Source organism: Pseudoalteromonas sp. XMcav11-Q (assembly GCF_040104525.1).
Lineage (GTDB): Bacteria > Pseudomonadota > Gammaproteobacteria > Enterobacterales > Alteromonadaceae > Pseudoalteromonas.
In genome coordinates this window covers 560,925-576,457 of record NZ_JBECOX010000001.1, presented here as the reverse complement: position 1 = coordinate 576,457, position 15,533 = coordinate 560,925, and the positions used below count along the sequence as shown (strand labels likewise).

Here is a 15,533-nt window from a genome sequence, read left to right as displayed (position 1 = left end):
TTTAGTTATTATCAATGTCTAGACGTCTAAATACCTACGGTGAATTGTTCAAAAATTCACAAATCCACTATAACACTAAAAATGACAGCGTTGTCACTACTTCTGTAAAAATTTTGCAAAAAATTACAAATTAATTTTATTCATATGAAATCTGAAAAAGCATCAATTGTTGTTTTTGATTATGATAATTAAATTTAGACATCCATACACCTAGACGGAATTAAAATCATGGCATTAACACATAATTTGGGTTTTCCACGCGTAGGCAAAAAACGTGAACTTAAATTTGCAGTAGAGCGCTATTGGTCAGGCGACTTAACGCAAGACGACTTAATCGCGGAAGGAAAGCGCATTCGTGCAGAAAATTGGGCATTGCAAGCTGATGCTGGTGTTGACCTTCTCCCTGTCGGCGATTTTGCTTGGTATGATCACGTGTTGAATATTTCATTACTTGTCGGCGCTATTCCTAGTCGTCACAAAAATGATGAGTCTGTAAATCTCGATACTTTGTTTCGGATTGGCAGAGGGCGAGCACCAAGCGGCTGTGCGTGTGCTGCAAGTGAAATGACGAAATGGTTCAACACCAATTATCATTACATTGTCCCCGAGTTAACTCAAACGCAGGAATTTTCCCTAACTTGGACGGAGTTGTTTACTCAAGTAGAAGAAGCACAATTACTTGGCTACCGAGCAAAACCCGTATTGGTCGGCCCGGTAACCTATCTCTACTTAGCTAAATGCGTTGGTCAAGAGTTTGATAAATTAGTTTTATTAGATAAGTTATTGGCTGTATATCAGCAGGTACTCGGCAAGCTTGCACAGCAAGGTGTTGAGTGGGTACAAATTGATGAACCTATTTTAGCATTGGAAATCGACGATGCTTATCGCAGCGCGCTGCGCCGGAGTTTTGATGCGTTGAGTGGCCAAGGAGTAAAAGTGTTGTTAGCCAGTTATTTTGACTCCGTACAAGCGCATGTTGAAGATATTCAATCTTACCCCGTAGAAGGCGTGCATTTTGACTGCGTAACGGCAAACTACGACTTGGCTGCGTTAGAGAAAGTAGTTGGGCAAGATAGCGTACTGTCTCTCGGGATTGTGAATGGTCGTAACATTTGGCGCTCGGATCTCGAAGGTGTATATCAGCAACTTGCTCTGGTTCATGAACGTCGCGGTGATAATCTCTGGCTCGCTCCTTCGTGCTCATTATTACATACGCCAGTGGACTTAGAGCAAGAGCAAAAGCTTGATAGTGAGTTAAAGTCTTGGCTCGCATTTGCCAAACAAAAAGGGCAAGAGCTGGCATTATTGAAAAATGCATTGGAGCAGCGTGATATTACCCAGTTGGTCGAATATTCTAAGCCTGTAAAAGCGCGTTTGACTTCTACTCGAGTGAATAATAATGAGGTGCAGCAGCGTGTTTCAGCGCTTACAGCAAAAGACGGTCAACGCACGAGTGAATTCGCAACCAGAATTAAAAAACAAGCACAATCGCTAAATTTACCCTTATTGCCAACCACAACGATAGGCTCTTTCCCACAAACCCAAGCTATTCGTAAGGCGCGACGTGATTATAAAGCGGGTACGTTGAGTACTGATGCTTATCAAAGCCAGATGGAAGCGGAGATCCGTTATGCCGTTGAAGAACAAGAAGCGCTTAACTTAGATGTGCTTGTACATGGCGAAGCAGAGCGCAATGATATGGTTGAGTATTTTGGTGAATTACTCGAAGGCTTTGCCTTTACGCAGTTTGGTTGGGTGCAAAGTTATGGGTCGCGCTGTGTTAAACCCCCTGTGATCTGGGGAGATGTCTCGCGTGCAGCACCAATGACAGTGAAGTGGACGAGTTATGCACAGAGCTTAACCAAAAAACCGATGAAGGGCATGCTAACAGGGCCGGTGACTATTTTATTTTGGTCGTTTGTCAGAGATGACTTAGATAAGCCGAGCATCGCGAATCAAATCGCATTAGCACTGAGAGATGAAGTAGTGGATTTGCAAAATGCAGGGATTAAGGTGATCCAAATCGATGAGCCTGCATTTAGAGAAGGGATGCCACTCAAAGCCAGTCAGTGGAAAACTTACTTAGCGTGGGCGGCATATGCGTTTAGGGTATCTGCAAGTGGTGTGAATGACGAAACACAGATCCATACGCATATGTGTTATTCGGAGTTTAACGATATTATCGCCGCCATAGCGGATATGGATGCGGACGTGATCACAATTGAAACGTCACGTTCAAATATGACCTTACTCGACGCCTTTGAAGATTTTGACTACCCCAATGACATCGGGCCTGGCGTTTATGATATTCACACGCCAAACGTACCTGAGGTGGTATGGATAAAAGATTTAATTCACAAAGCAGCGAAGAAAATCCCAGTAGAAAGATTATGGGTGAACCCTGATTGTGGGCTTAAAACTCGAGCATGGACAGAAACCCGGGCTGCACTTGAGAATATGGTGGCAGCAACCAAAGAGCTTAGAAGCGAATTAGGTAGAAGTTAAACTAAACCGGTTCAAACACCTCATTGTTTATAAACAATGAGGGATTTGCTAGGGCCTGTTGACCTTTGCTGTTTGATTTTTGTTCTTCTGAGTGTGTTTTGGTCGCGACGCTCGACTTGCCGCCTAGTAATCTAGGCAAAAGTTGAGCAACAATGAACAAAGTGCACTCAGATGAACCCAAAGGGCAGCGCTTGATTAGCATTTCTACTGTGTTATCGCCAGACTTACATAGAATGACTATGCTACGCTGGCTCTGTCTTGTATAAATACCAATCAAACTGCTGCAAAAACAAACTTGAAAGATCAACAGGCCCTAGTTTCTACTCAGTAAAAATGCCATCGCTTGATCTGCGGCTAATGGTTTAGAAACAATATAACCTTGGCCAAACTGACAGCCTTTTTGCTTTAATAGCTGCCACTGGGTTTCGAGCTCGATACCTTCAGCGACAACGGTCAGGTTAAGTGATTGTGCAAGCTTCAAAATCGCATCAACTAGGGGGTTTTCTCTTTCAGTTAGTTGGTCAATAAAGCTCTTATCAATTTTAAGCACATGAATGGGGAGCTGGTGCAAATAACCTAAAGCAGAGTAACCGGTGCCAAAGTCGTCAAGATAAAGCTTCACTCCAAGGGATTCTAATCCTTGAATAATTTTGGTTGCGAGAGCTAAGTTTGCTATTAATCCAGATTCTGTGATTTCCAAACATAAAGAGCCAGGTGTAAGCTCATAATGATGATAAAGTTGCTGGATCGTATCTACGAACTCTAAGCTTGCGAAATGTCGCGATGAAACATTTACCGTAACACGAGTTTTCGGCAGCTTTTGCGCTTTCCAACGTTTGAGTTGTTTGGCTGCTAATTCCAACAAATGTAAGTCAAGTTCAATGATCTGTCCGGTTTGCTCTGCAATTGGAATAAAAGCATCTGGAGAGACGAGACCATTTTTGGGGTGAAACCAACGGACGAGGGCTTCAAAGCTCACAATAGCGCCAGTCGTGAGAGAAAATATCGGCTGATAGTACAGCGCAAATTCATTGTTTTTTATGCCATGTTGCAGATCATTTTCAATATCGGCTTGCTGTTTTAGGCGCTTGCGCATGGCATTATTAAAATAGCAGACCTGACCCCGACCCGAAGATTTTGCTTCGTACATGGCGGCATCTGCTTGCTGCAGTAAATTAATTGCGCTATCGGACTCATTATCAGTGAACGCAACGCCAATACTGCCAGAAGCTTGCAGAACATGACCATCTATATGAAGGGGCTTGGTTATTGCTGTGGTGATCCTATCAAGCAGCAGAGTGACTTGTTGCCTGTCTTGGACATTTTCCATAAAAATTGCAAACTCATCACCCCCGAGCCGCGCGAATGTATCGGTTTTGCGAATACAGCCATTTATCATCTCGACAATAGCAATCAAGAAATGGTCACCAACATCGTGGCCAAGTGAGTCATTAATGCTCTTAAATCTGTCTAAATCCAGATAAATTAGGCAGTGCAAATTAGAGGACTCGATTCGTGCAAGCCTCAAAATGGCATGCTTGATCCGCTCTAACAATAAATAGCGATTGGCAAGACCAGTTAAATCGTCATGTAAGGCTCTATGCTCTAACGCTTGCCGTGAAAGCTGCCGGTCTATGGCCATGCTGACTTGACGACTTATATAAGTCAAAATAGATAAATCATGATTTACGAAAGCTTGGTCGTTATTGTAGCTTTGCAGTACAATCACGCCCTGATATTGATCATTAACCAAAAATGGTACGCCTAACCAAGAGCGCGGCGAGCGGCCCACCATTTTAAAATCACCCCGCGTAATGTGCATTCTAAATTGATTGTTATCACACAGCAGTGGTCGTTGGTTCTTCAGAATATAGTAGGATGCAGTATGCTTAATCTGATCTTTTGATACTTTTTGATGTGCATTACATTTTTCGCCTCCCTCAATCAAATAATCGATTTCTAAAATATCCTGTTGAGTATCATAAAGGCCGATAAAGAAGTTCTCGGCGCAAAGCTGAGAGGCAATGATTTTATATAAGTCATCATAAAAAGCTTCAAGGTTCTCAAAGCGGTAAGTGATGTTTGCAATTTTAAGCAGGGACTTTTCTAAATTCTGTGCTTGGTGTAACTGGGCAATCGTGGTTTGGAGGTTTTCTAAGGTACGTAACTGATGGATTTTGGCACTGAGCAGATGTGCGACCGTCGATAATATCTGTAAATGTGCGGAGGTAAAATAATCGGCCTCTGGATGCTCACAGTCAATCACACCGATTAAATGACCGTCATACTCAAGTGGTACACAAAGCTCTGACATGGCGGGTCGTAAGTCAGCAATGTACATAGGGTGAGCGGCGACGTTTCCAGAAATAAAGGGCGCTCTAGTAGTTGCTACTTGACCAGTAATACCTAAACCAATCTTTATCTTGGTTTGTTCAACACGATAATCACCATTAGCATGGGAAACGCCCATACTTGCAGCGACTTCTAGATATTCTTGGTAAGGATCAGCGAGATAGATAACACAATCTACAAACCCCAGTCGGTTGACAACCTGTGTCGTAACGTATTCAAATAATTCGTCAAGTTTGGTTAGATGCAGCAGCGACGAAGAAAACTGGTTAATGATGCTAAGCTGCTCAGTTTTTGATTCTAATTTTTGGTTCTCAGATAGCATACATATTTCTCATGAAAAGATGCTACTAAGTTAACTTAAATTGTACATATTTACCAATATTGTGAAAAATGAAAACGCGCTAAAGTAAACTCACAAAGTGAAATAATCTGCGGTTGGCCTGAAAAACTTTACTAACACCCATGTGCAGCCTATGATCGGGCAAATTCAGCAGTGGAAGAGAGCAATGACGAGCAAACAAACGCTAACGATTACACGACCAGATGATTGGCATGTGCACCTACGTGATGGTGATGTATTGGTCGATACGGTAAGAGATATTAGTCGCTATATGGGCCGCGCGATTATCATGCCAAATCTGGTCCCACCAGCAACTTGCACAGAGACTGCTTTGGCTTATCGTGACCGCATAATGGCCGCTAATCCTCAAGGTAACTTTCAGCCTCTAATGGTGTTGTACCTTACGGATAACACTACTCCTGAAGAAATAAAAAAAGCGAAAGCAACCGGTCATATCGTTGCTGCTAAGTTGTATCCAGCCGGTGCGACGACAAACTCAGCGTCGGGGGTAACGGATATTGAAAACGTGTATCCAGCACTTGAAGCGATGCAAGAAGTTGGCATGTTGCTGCTTGTGCACGGTGAAGTGACGGACTCATCTATTGATATTTTTGATAGAGAAAAAGTATTCCTTGAGACGAAGCTATCTAAAGTCGTTGATAACTTTCCAGCGCTAAAAATCGTACTCGAACATATCACAACAAAAGATGCCGTTGATTTTGTCAATCAAGCACCTGACAACGTTGCAGCAACTATCACTGCTCATCACTTGCTTTATAACCGCAATCATATGTTGGCTGGTGGTATTCGCCCTCACTATTATTGCTTACCTATCTTAAAACGTAATACACATCAACAAGCGCTAATTGAAGCGGCGACAAGCGGAAGTAAGAAATTCTTTTTGGGCACTGATTCAGCCCCTCATGCGAAAGATAAAAAAGAAGCCGCATGTGGCTGTGCCGGTGCATACACTGCACATGCCGCAATAGAGCTATACGCCGAAGCATTTGAAGACGCGGGAGAGCTTGATAAATTAGAAGGCTTTGCGAGTCACTTTGGTCCGGACTTTTATGACTTACCACGCAATACAGATACCATTACGCTGACTAAGTCTCCTTGGCAAGTGCCTGATGCATACAAATTAGGTGAAGGATCTGTTGTTCCTATTAAAGCGGGTACAACTATTGACTGGAAAGTTGAATGAGATTTAAACAAAATGTAATTAAATCTTCTTAATCCTAACTAGAAAGCGCTATTATGGCGCTTTTTTCGTAACAAAATTAAAATTCACAGAATACAATTTGTTTTTTATTAATTTTAATATAGTATTCAATATAAATATTAAAACTAAGCTTAATTGAGAGAGTATCAATGCGTGAGATCAAGTCTTTTATTAAAAATGCAAGCTACGGTGATTTAGAAAAAGCGTTAGAGCTTATCCAAAAAGCACTGGACGAGCAAAAGGAACAACAGCAAGCTAAAGAAGAGGTATTGGCTATGCTGAAAGAAAAAGGACTTACGCTTGATGATTTAGTGGGCACTACGTCAGCTGACCGTCGTTCTAAAGTAAAAGCAAAATACCGTATTGAAAAAGACGGTGAGGTAATCGAGTGGACTGGCCGTGGTAAAACACCTAAAGTATTCCAAGGTGTTAACCTAGATGATTATCTAATCTAATAATGCTTTATTATGAAGGTGGTTCGGTATTGAACAACCTTTGTTTAAATTGCTTAAATAAAAGGCGTACCTTAGTAGGTACGCCTTTTTTGACTTAATTATATATCCCCTGAGGCGCTTATTTACGTTTTAAGACCTTATCAGCAGGAAGCGGTACAAAATACACTGCTCCACTTTCGTAAATCTAGCGAGTCTGCAGTAATTGTTTTGCCTACTGGCGCCGGAAAGAGTTTAGTTATTGCGGAGCTTGCACGGCTTGCTAGGCACAAAATATTAGTGTTGACTCATGTTAAAGAGCTTGTAGAACAAAATGCACAAAAATATAAAAGCTATGGATTACAAGCGAGCATTTTTTCTGCTGGATTAAAAGAAAAGTCGTTACAGCATCAGGTGACTTTTGCCAGTGTGCAGTCGTTGTCTCGAAATTTGTCACAACTTAATCAATTCTATTCATTAGTTATCATTGATGAATGTCACCGAGTAAGTGGTGATGATAATAGTCAGTATCAGCAAATTTTAAACCAGCTGACTGAATTTAATCCTGAATTAAAGTTACTGGGCTTAACAGCAACACCTTATCGCTTGGGTATGGGATGGATATATCATAAGCATTATCACGGTTTTGTGAGGGGGAAAGCAGAATCACCATTTAAGCGGTGTATTTATGAGCTGCCGCTCAGACATATGATAAAAAACTCGTACCTAACGCCACCTAAAAAAATTGATCCAGCGGTTGAAAATTATGACTTTTCTAGTTTAAGTACAGATTCATTTGGGCGTTATTCAGAATCTGATATGAATACATTATTACAGGCTCAGACCCGTGCAACAAAAAGCATTATCTCGCACTTACTAGCGCTAAGTGAGAATAGGGTCGGCGTAATGATTTTTGCCGCGACGGTTATGCATGCAAAAGAAATTCTCGGCTATTTACCTGAGCAATATAGTGCGCTAATAACGGGTGAAACCAAATCTGCCGTGAGAGATGCACTTATCGTCCAGTTCAAAAATAGAGAAATTAAGTATTTAGTGAATGTTTCTGTGCTGACTACCGGGTTTGACGCGCCCCATGTTGATGTTATCGCTATCTTGAGACCCACGGAGTCCGTGAGCCTCTATCAGCAGATTGTAGGCAGAGGACTTAGGTTAGACGAAAATAAAGAAGCTTGCTTTGTCATTGATTATGCTGGCAATGACTTTGACTTATTTGCACCTGAAGTGGGAAGTAAAAAGCCAGATTCAGACAATGAGCCCGTACAGGTGCTGTGTCCTGGTTGTGGCTTTGCCAATATTTTCTGGGGCAAGGTAGACGAGCAAGGCAAGCTTATTGAGCATTTTGGTAGGCGCTGTCAGGGGTTGCTTGAAGACGATGAAGGTCACTCACAGCAATGTGATTATCGTTTTAAGTTTAAAGAATGTGAGCAGTGCGGTGCAGAAAATGATATTGCTGCAAGGCAATGTCATCAGTGCGGCGGAATAATGGCAGACCCAGATGATAAGCTGCGCGCGGCACTGAATTTAAAACATGCAATGGTATTACGCTGTAGCGGGCTATGTAGCGAAGTACTCGGTGGCAATAAATTAAAAATTACTTACTTTGATGAGGATGGGGCAAGTTGCAGTGAAGTCTATGACTTTTCTAATCAAAAGAGCCTATTTATATTCCACCAGCAATTTGCAAAGCGGAGAAAGTCAACATCGGCACCTGCGCAATGGCAGTCAGCTGAAGAAGTGATAGATACTGACTTAATTGCACCGGATTTTGTGATTGCTAAATTACACAAGAAGTTTGGTTGGCAGGTTTCTGAAAAGCTGTTTGATTATCAAGGAAGCTACAGAAAGGCCGACAAAAGTTAGCTTTTCTGTAGCAAGTTTATTCTTCCGAGGCCATTAAGCCCCAGCCATCACCATATCCTTCATAGCCATTGGCTATGCTTTCTAGGTATTGCTCTGTCTGACTCAGCAGCTCGTGCATAGGGACCATAGTCACTGTGGTGATCACTTCCCAAACGCCAGTATCAGGACATTGTTGTAACTGGGTTTTAGGTGCTAATTCATCTTTCTCAATCGCGCTACTGAAGCGCTTAGCATCATCAGCTTGCTCGAAAAGAATATAAAAATCGATATTCTGCATTTGCGTCAGATCAACGCCAGCAGCGGCAATCTCAGCTAAAAGTTCACCGTTATCATCATTTGGGAATTGCATAATTTCACTCTGCAGGTTCAATTGCTGCTATTGTCCGTCATCTGCAAGAAAATAAAAAGGATGAATGTAAATAAATGTGCGATAAAGCCACTGCGTTACATCAAAATACACCCTATGTTCAGCTTAAGCTCAGTAAAATTGCACTTTCTCTGAAAAGTCGTTTTACAGTATCCATTTTCACAAGCACAATGGCGTTATCGATGCCCATAAGTCGCGATATTTAGGTCGTTTTATTTTAATGAAGCCGTATTTCTCTTGTTTAACACTAGCGCTTTTTTTGTGCTGCTTTTCCTCGTTTAACGCAGGTGCGGAGTCTCGCCCTGCATCAGTAAAAATCTCCAACATTGAAGTCAAAGTCGAAAACGGCGACGTAGAAGACAACATCACTGGTTTTTTAAAATCTTACAAAGGTAAGCCAAAAGTCCCTCGGGTGATGAAAGAGGTACGTGCGGACATACGTCGCGCTTTGCATGCTTTAGGTTATTATCATTTTGATATTCAACTCAGTGGAGCAGGGCAAAACGTCATAGCCGAAGTCAAACTTGAAGCACCACTGAAATGGAAAGATATTAATATTGAGCTTGTGGGCACGGGGAAGGACAATGCGGATTTAGTTTCGCTTATCAAAGATGTACCAATCCAAGTTGGCAAGCAAGTTAATCATAGTGATTATCAGGCAACGAAAAGCCGCTTTGAAAGCGAGCTACTAGAACTTGGATATTTTGATTATCAATGGCAGGAGTCCAAGTTGCTTGTTCACAAAGCGAATCGCTATGCTGGCGTGCGACTACTTCTCAACACAGGTAAACGTTATCAATTTGGCGACCTTGCTATTGAGGGAAACACCAAAGCGGCTAACTATATACGTTCGCTAAGCCCATTTTCGAAAGGGCAGCCGTTTGAAGCTAGCCTCTTGTCTGATTTTAATCTGTCTTTAAATGCCACACCTTATTTTAGTGCGATAAAGGTTTATCCGCTGTTAAAGGACCGGACGAGCGATCAGATCCCCGTTCGAGTGAGTGTTGAAGACAAACCCGCAAATAGCTTTGAAGTGGGTGCTGGCTACAGTGATGATGTGGGTGCAAAAACCCGTTTTAAGTGGACTAAACCTTGGATCACCGAGGATGGCCATTCCTTTGAATCCAATCTGAGGCTGTCGCAAAAGCAACAAGATATCACTGCCAGTTATACCATTCCAGTAGACAATCCTAACGACGATTTATGGCGTGTGTTAGGCGGTTATAAGGTGCAGGATGAAGTAACTGAAGGGATCAACAGCCGGATTTGGAACGTACAAGTACAGCGACAATGGCTAACGGATGACGAGTGGGTGAGGACGGCGTTTTTGAAACGTGAACACGAAACTACGGAACAGCTAGGCGAAAAACAACGGACGGAAATGTTGATCCCAGGTATTAGCTACTTAAAGAAAGAAAGTAAAGGTGGCGCGCTACCTTATTGGGGGAACGAGCGCCTGATCTCCATTGAAGCTGCAGCAGATTCTGTACTATCGTCTGCAAATATGTTGAAAGTGAGATGGAACAATGAATGGTTAAGAAGCTTTGAAACCAAGCACTTGTTTTTTGGTCGTTTAGACTTAGGGGCGATTGTGACAAAGGATATTGACCAAATTCCGTTTACCCATCGTTTTCTTGCTGGGGGGGATCAGAGTATCCGTGGTTTTGCCTATGAATCTATCGGCCCTCGCGATGACGAAGGGCGCATACTTGGCGGCAGATATTTAGCCACTGGTACAGTGGAATATAACTATCAATTCCATCCAAGTTGGCGAGCTGCTTTGTTTGTTGATGCGGGTACTGCAACGAACGATTTCTCGGACGCTTGGGAAGTTGGAGCTGGGTTTGGTTTTCGTTATTTAACCCCCGTTGGTCCAATCCGGCTCGATCATGCTTGGGGGCTGACCAAAGAAAGTAAAAGCACCCGTCTCAGTATTGTTATAGGACCTGAAATCTAATGCAGTTCAGAAGCTTAAGAATCAAAATCATTACTGCCATTATTAGCTTATTTTTACTTTTGGTTTGTTTATGCTTTACCTTGCCTGGGCAAAAGTTACTGGTTTGGACAGCGAATAAAACGGTTTCAGGGTTAGAAATCGATGGCTTAGATAAGCGCTTGTTATCTGGCGCCAATCTTACGTTGCGTTATCACAATGACAATATAGATATTCGTCTTAGAGACACCAAAGTCACTGTTGAGTGGTTGACCTGTGCCAGCGTTTGCATTGCGCTAGACGCAAAAACGATAGCGATCGTACAAAAGCAGAAAAGTGTCAGCGAAGCGGAAACTACTGAAAGTGGCCAAGTTGAGTTACCACTGCCAATTGCAATAAAACGTGCTCAAGTTCAGCAATTCTCGTTGGACACGCCGGAAATTACTGTGCGATTGCAAGGCTTAGACACGCAGTTTTCAGGTTCTGGCTCACATTTTAATGTCCCTTTTTTGCTGTTAGACAGTGTGAAGTTGACCACAAAGGCAACTGAACAGCCTGTGCCTGCAAAATCGCCAGCACCATTTAATGCAATAGCGCCACTCCAACTGCCTAAGATAGATCTGCCGCTAACCGCTGAGCTCGGCGAGTTAAAGATTAACAATCTCGCGGTAGATGAGCAAACACTTGAGAATATCAAGCTTTCTCAAGTTGTAGTGGCTGAAAATGTGGACGTGGAGCAGGTTCAGCTTAACTATCAAGAATGGTTTATATCAGCAGCGGCAAAAATCTTGCTTAATGACTGGACTATTGATCTGAGGTCAACCTTGAGTGCGCCACAGGGGTTAGCCAGTTTAACACTGGCGGGTCGCCCTCACGATCTCACGCTTACTTTGAATAGCGAGGGAATGGCGTTTGCAAAACTGCAAGCCCATGCGGATTTGACAGCGACAAACTGGCCTTTTGATTTACAGGGTCAAATAGATAAATTAGTTATTCCTTCAGAGCCCACGACTTTAAAAGGTGCGACACTCGGCTTGAGCGGGGATGCCTCAAAATACAATTTGTCAGGCTCAATCGCTGTTAATACTGTGCAGTTTGGTGATGTTACCGCGACACTTGAAGGGCAAGGTGGACTACAAGCGTTTACATTAGCTAAAGCAAAGCTTCAGCTTGAAAAAGCGCAAGCGCAAATCGCGGGACAAGTGAACTGGTCGCAAGGGGTGAAGGGTAAAGTGAACGGGGACTTTTCTCAGCTACCAGTCGATAGATTACTAGGGCTAGTGCAATACGATGCAGGCCTGACGAAAAACGATATGCTGGCAGGGCAATTCGCGTTTGATTTTATGAGTCAAGGTGAACAGTGGCAGGTTAATGTTGAGCGCTTTAAGCTCGATGGTAAAGTAGCGGGTACACCACTTAATGCGGACGTTAAGGTCGTTGTGGATGAAAGCCTGCTAGGTGAGTTTAGCCATGCACGCCTGAATTATGGCAAAAATAGCCTGACGGTAAGCGGTGAGCTTGGTCAGCAGTTAGATCTCGATATTGACTTTCAGTTTGAGCAGGCGGCAAATACGCTTATTCCAGCTGACTTAAAGGGCAGTGGTGAAATCTTTGTTCAGGGCGACCACCTCAAGCCAAGGATTCAGACCGATATTAAGTTTGACTCTGTGCGTTACCAGAATATAGCACTACATGGCTTAACGACGAAAGGCACGGTTGATATTGCCAATGAAGTGACTGGGCAAATTAAACTGGCATTAGACCGTTTGATTGTTGACTCTGAAATGGTTGAAGACATTCGTTTAGCTGTGAAAGGCAATCAGCAGCAACATAACGCGACATTGGATATTCGTGATAAGCGAGTGGTTGCAAGCTTTGAAGTCAATGGCAAGTTGCAACAGTCCACTTGGCAGGGAGAATTATCGTCTGGAGAGGTAACTTCTCAAGGGCAAACGATAGCATTGCAAAGTCCTGCCGCAATCGTGATCAGTGAAGTCAGTCAACGCATTGCAAAGCAGTGTTGGCGGATGGATGATACTGATTTGTGTTTTGCAGCCGAGCAACAAGGCACACAAGGGCAAGCCGATGTTAAACTGGAGAAATTGGCACTTGCTAAACTACAAACTTGGTTGCCAGCAGAGCTCAAAGTAACTGGTGAAACTCAGGCCGTGGCTAAACTTGCGTGGCAAAATGGCCAAGTAACGCGAGCCGATGGCGAGCTGAACATTGTTGATGCCGGCGTTACGACTCATGGGCAAACATTTTCAATTTCTGAATTTAAAGCGTTACTAAAAACCAATAACAAACAAATCCACGCTGATTGGCGCATGACCTCCGAAATCTTAGGTAAGTTCAGTGGTGATACGCGTGTGCCGCTAGATAAACAATCCCCCCAATTAGCTGGTAACGTAAAAATAGAGTCAATTGAGCTGGCTAAGTTGTCAGCGCTACTAAACCGAGTAACGGAACAAAGTTTTGACCTGCAAGGGGAAGTGTTAGGGGATATAAATATTTCAGGTAGCCTCGCGGCCCCTGAAGTGAACGGTAAACTAACTGCTCAGCGCTTATTTATGTCTTCTGACTCTTTGCCTGTTGAAATTGATAAAGGTCACATCAATCTTGATTTTAATGCCACTTCCGCTCAACTTGAGGCTGAGTTAACAGCAGCAAAAGGCGGCAAGGTAGCACTAACTGGCGAAGCCTATTGGTCGCCCGAGCTCTCTGCTGAAGTAAAAATAAAGGGCGAAAATATTTATGTGCAACCAGACTCACAGATTGAACTAACCGCAAGCCCGGATCTAACATTTGCCTATAAAGATAAGATTGCGCGAGTACTTGGAGAAATTGTGGTGCCGTTTGGCCGAGTAAACATTGAATCTCTGCCTGAGGGAGTCACATCTCCAAGCGATGATGAGGTCATTGTTGATGCCAAAGTGAAAAAGCAGATGTCGGTGCCAGTTCAACACGAAATAGATTTAAAACTGACCGTTAAAGATAACTTTAGGGTGAAGGCGCTTGGGCTAGATAGCTTTGTTACCGGTGCAATCGAAATTGACAAGCAAGTTGAGTCGCCAATGTTAGCAACGGGAGAGTTGCAATTGCGAGAGGGGAAATATCGTGCATTTGGCCAAGACTTGTTGATCCGTACAGGACAAATTGGCTTCAATGGCGCATTAGATAAGCCATATTTGAACATTCGAGCTATTCGAAATCCAGCGACAACCGCCAATGATGTGATAGCCGGTGTTGAGCTCACTGGCAATATTGCTAAGCCGCGTTTGACTGTATTTTCAGAGCCTGCAATGGACCAAGCCAAGGCACTGTCATACCTACTTAACGGTCAGCCTTTAGGGGAGTCTGAAACCTCTAATAATGCGCTACTCACGCAGTTTTTACTCTCACAGGGAATTGACCGCAGTGAAGGATTCTTTAGTAAGGCGGGGGAATCGCTTGGACTTTCGGATGTTAACCTATCAGCAAAAGGCAGTGGTGACGATACGCAGGTCGAGGTGTCAGGTTACATCACCCCCAATGTTCAGGTCAGTTATCGTGTTGGGGTATTTGAGTCTATTAATGAAATTGCGCTGCGTTATCGTGTTTTTTCGAAGTTTTATGTTGAAGCCACGAGCGGTTTGTACAACAGTATAGACTTCTTATACAAATTTGATTGGGATGATAAATGAAACTGCTTTGGCTCGTTCTAGGTTTTGTGATATTTCCTCTCAAAGCACAAGAAACAACGGAAATTAGAATCAGCGCTGGTGCCGATCCGTACATTATAGAGCTGCTTACTTTGAGTTTATCCTACCAGGTAGAGTCAGCGAGGCTCGTATCAGTGAGAAGTATTCCTTCTCAAGACAGAGCGGTGCGCCTACTTGGAGAAAAAGGGGGGCTGGATGTCAGTTGGTTAGTGACTAACTCACAGCGCGAAAAGGCCGCGAGTGCAATTCGCATTCCCCTAGTGAAAGGGATTTTGGGTTATCGCATTCCTTTAGTGCACAAACATAATCAAGCCTTACTGAGCGGAGTACGCTACATTGGCGACTTGCGCCGAGTTACTTTTGGTTTACGCAGAGATTGGCCAGACCATCAGATTTTTGAGCGTAATGGCCTCAGTGTGACTTCTTTCTCACAAGAAGACAGTGGTTACGACATGCTGTTGAAAAAACGTTTTGATGTGCTACCAAGCGATTTAGTGAGTATTGAAGCTGCCCTGAGTGACACGGATTTGGTAGCAGATCAGCATGTGGTGTTTTACTATCCTTCGGCGGTATATTTTTTTGTTTCTCACGACAACCCGTTGCTCCATAGCCAAATTGAGAAAGGCCTTAAAAGCGCACTGCAAGATGGCCGATTCGAGGCGTTATTTTTAAAACACTTTTCCGCTCGTCTTGAAAAGCTAGATCTTAAAAACAAAACAGTCATAGAATTAGACAACCCAAACCTGCCACCCAGTGCGCCGTTGGAGGTGCCATTTTATTGGTATAAACAAGGAAAATAAT

10 protein-coding genes are annotated in these 15,533 nt (G+C 43.2%); 7 read left to right on the top strand and 3 right to left on the bottom strand.

What is annotated here, in order from left to right; genetic code table 11:
• The first annotated feature begins 228 nt into the window (after positions 1-228).
• The gene (metE, locus tag ABMY45_RS02775) at positions 229-2,505 is read left to right on the top strand and encodes a 5-methyltetrahydropteroyltriglutamate--homocysteine S-methyltransferase (protein ID WP_349288354.1); all 2,277 of its coding nucleotides are present in this window, start codon (positions 229-231) and stop codon (positions 2,503-2,505) included.
• A 1-nt stretch (position 2,506) separates the two neighbouring features.
• Here metE and ABMY45_RS02770 read toward each other — a convergent pair whose 3' ends face one another.
• Positions 2,507-2,707: a hypothetical protein gene (locus tag ABMY45_RS02770; RefSeq protein ID WP_349288399.1), complete on the bottom strand. Its 201-nt coding sequence runs from the start codon at positions 2,705-2,707 to the stop codon at positions 2,507-2,509.
• Positions 2,708-2,818: 111 nt separating this feature from the next.
• Positions 2,819-5,179: an EAL domain-containing protein gene (locus ABMY45_RS02765; RefSeq protein ID WP_010606611.1), complete on the bottom strand. Its 2,361-nt coding sequence runs from the start codon at positions 5,177-5,179 to the stop codon at positions 2,819-2,821.
• Between the two features lie 184 nt (positions 5,180-5,363).
• On the opposite strand from ABMY45_RS02765, the gene pyrC reads away from it, so the two are divergent.
• The 3 genes from pyrC (at position 5,364) to ABMY45_RS02750 (ending at position 8,731) form a co-directional block, all read left to right on the top strand.
• Positions 5,364-6,401 carry a dihydroorotase gene (gene pyrC / locus ABMY45_RS02760; protein ID WP_174169966.1) on the top strand — a complete coding sequence of 346 codons (1,038 nt, stop codon included), beginning with the start codon at positions 5,364-5,366 and terminating at the stop codon, positions 6,399-6,401.
• 167 nt (positions 6,402-6,568) lie between these two features.
• Positions 6,569-6,874 (top strand): H-NS histone family protein, encoded by a 306-nt coding sequence (locus ABMY45_RS02755; protein WP_010606613.1) that lies wholly within the window; start codon positions 6,569-6,571, stop codon positions 6,872-6,874.
• A gap of 102 nt (positions 6,875-6,976) precedes the next feature.
• A complete protein-coding gene (locus ABMY45_RS02750) occupies positions 6,977-8,731 on the top strand; it encodes a DEAD/DEAH box helicase family protein (RefSeq protein ID WP_349288398.1) in 1,755 nt (584 codons plus the stop codon).
• 16 nt (positions 8,732-8,747) lie between these two features.
• Here the strand turns inward: ABMY45_RS02750 and ABMY45_RS02745 are convergent, their stop codons facing one another.
• Positions 8,748-9,080 carry a ribonuclease E inhibitor RraB gene (locus ABMY45_RS02745; protein WP_010606615.1) on the bottom strand — a complete coding sequence of 111 codons (333 nt, stop codon included), beginning with the start codon at positions 9,078-9,080 and terminating at the stop codon, positions 8,748-8,750.
• A 238-nt stretch (positions 9,081-9,318) separates the two neighbouring features.
• Between ABMY45_RS02745 and ABMY45_RS02740 the strand changes: the two genes are divergently transcribed.
• From ABMY45_RS02740 to ABMY45_RS02730, 3 genes are read left to right on the top strand one after another with little or no spacing between them, the layout of a single operon-like run.
• Complete coding sequence (locus ABMY45_RS02740; RefSeq protein WP_102057228.1) at positions 9,319-11,055, top strand: outer membrane protein assembly factor; 1,737 nt, start codon at positions 9,319-9,321, stop codon at positions 11,053-11,055.
• On the top strand, positions 11,055-14,714 hold the full coding sequence (locus ABMY45_RS02735; RefSeq protein WP_349288353.1) for a translocation/assembly module TamB domain-containing protein: 3,660 nt from the start codon (positions 11,055-11,057) through the stop codon (positions 14,712-14,714). Before ABMY45_RS02740 ends, ABMY45_RS02735 begins: the two co-directional genes overlap by 1 nt.
• A complete protein-coding gene (locus tag ABMY45_RS02730) occupies positions 14,711-15,532 on the top strand; it encodes a transporter substrate-binding domain-containing protein (RefSeq protein ID WP_010606618.1) in 822 nt (273 codons plus the stop codon). Before ABMY45_RS02735 ends, ABMY45_RS02730 begins: the two co-directional genes overlap by 4 nt.
• Position 15,533: the final 1 nt, after the last annotated feature.

Excerpts from the sequence above, each read along its gene's own strand:
- metE (WP_349288354.1), top strand. The coding sequence starts at position 229 with ATGGCATTAACACATAATTTGGGTTTTCCACGCGTAGGCAAAAAACGT.
- ABMY45_RS02770 (WP_349288399.1), bottom strand. The coding sequence starts at position 2,707 with ATGCTAATCAAGCGCTGCCCTTTGGGTTCATCTGAGTGCACTTTGTTC.
- ABMY45_RS02765 (WP_010606611.1), bottom strand. The coding sequence starts at position 5,179 with ATGCTATCTGAGAACCAAAAATTAGAATCAAAAACTGAGCAGCTTAGC.
- pyrC (WP_174169966.1), top strand. The coding sequence starts at position 5,364 with ATGACGAGCAAACAAACGCTAACGATTACACGACCAGATGATTGGCAT.
- ABMY45_RS02755 (WP_010606613.1), top strand. The coding sequence starts at position 6,569 with ATGCGTGAGATCAAGTCTTTTATTAAAAATGCAAGCTACGGTGATTTA.
- ABMY45_RS02745 (WP_010606615.1), bottom strand. The coding sequence starts at position 9,080 with ATGCAATTCCCAAATGATGATAACGGTGAACTTTTAGCTGAGATTGCC.
- ABMY45_RS02740 (WP_102057228.1), top strand. The coding sequence starts at position 9,319 with ATGAAGCCGTATTTCTCTTGTTTAACACTAGCGCTTTTTTTGTGCTGC.
- ABMY45_RS02735 (WP_349288353.1), top strand. The coding sequence starts at position 11,055 with ATGCAGTTCAGAAGCTTAAGAATCAAAATCATTACTGCCATTATTAGC.
- ABMY45_RS02730 (WP_010606618.1), top strand. The coding sequence starts at position 14,711 with ATGAAACTGCTTTGGCTCGTTCTAGGTTTTGTGATATTTCCTCTCAAA.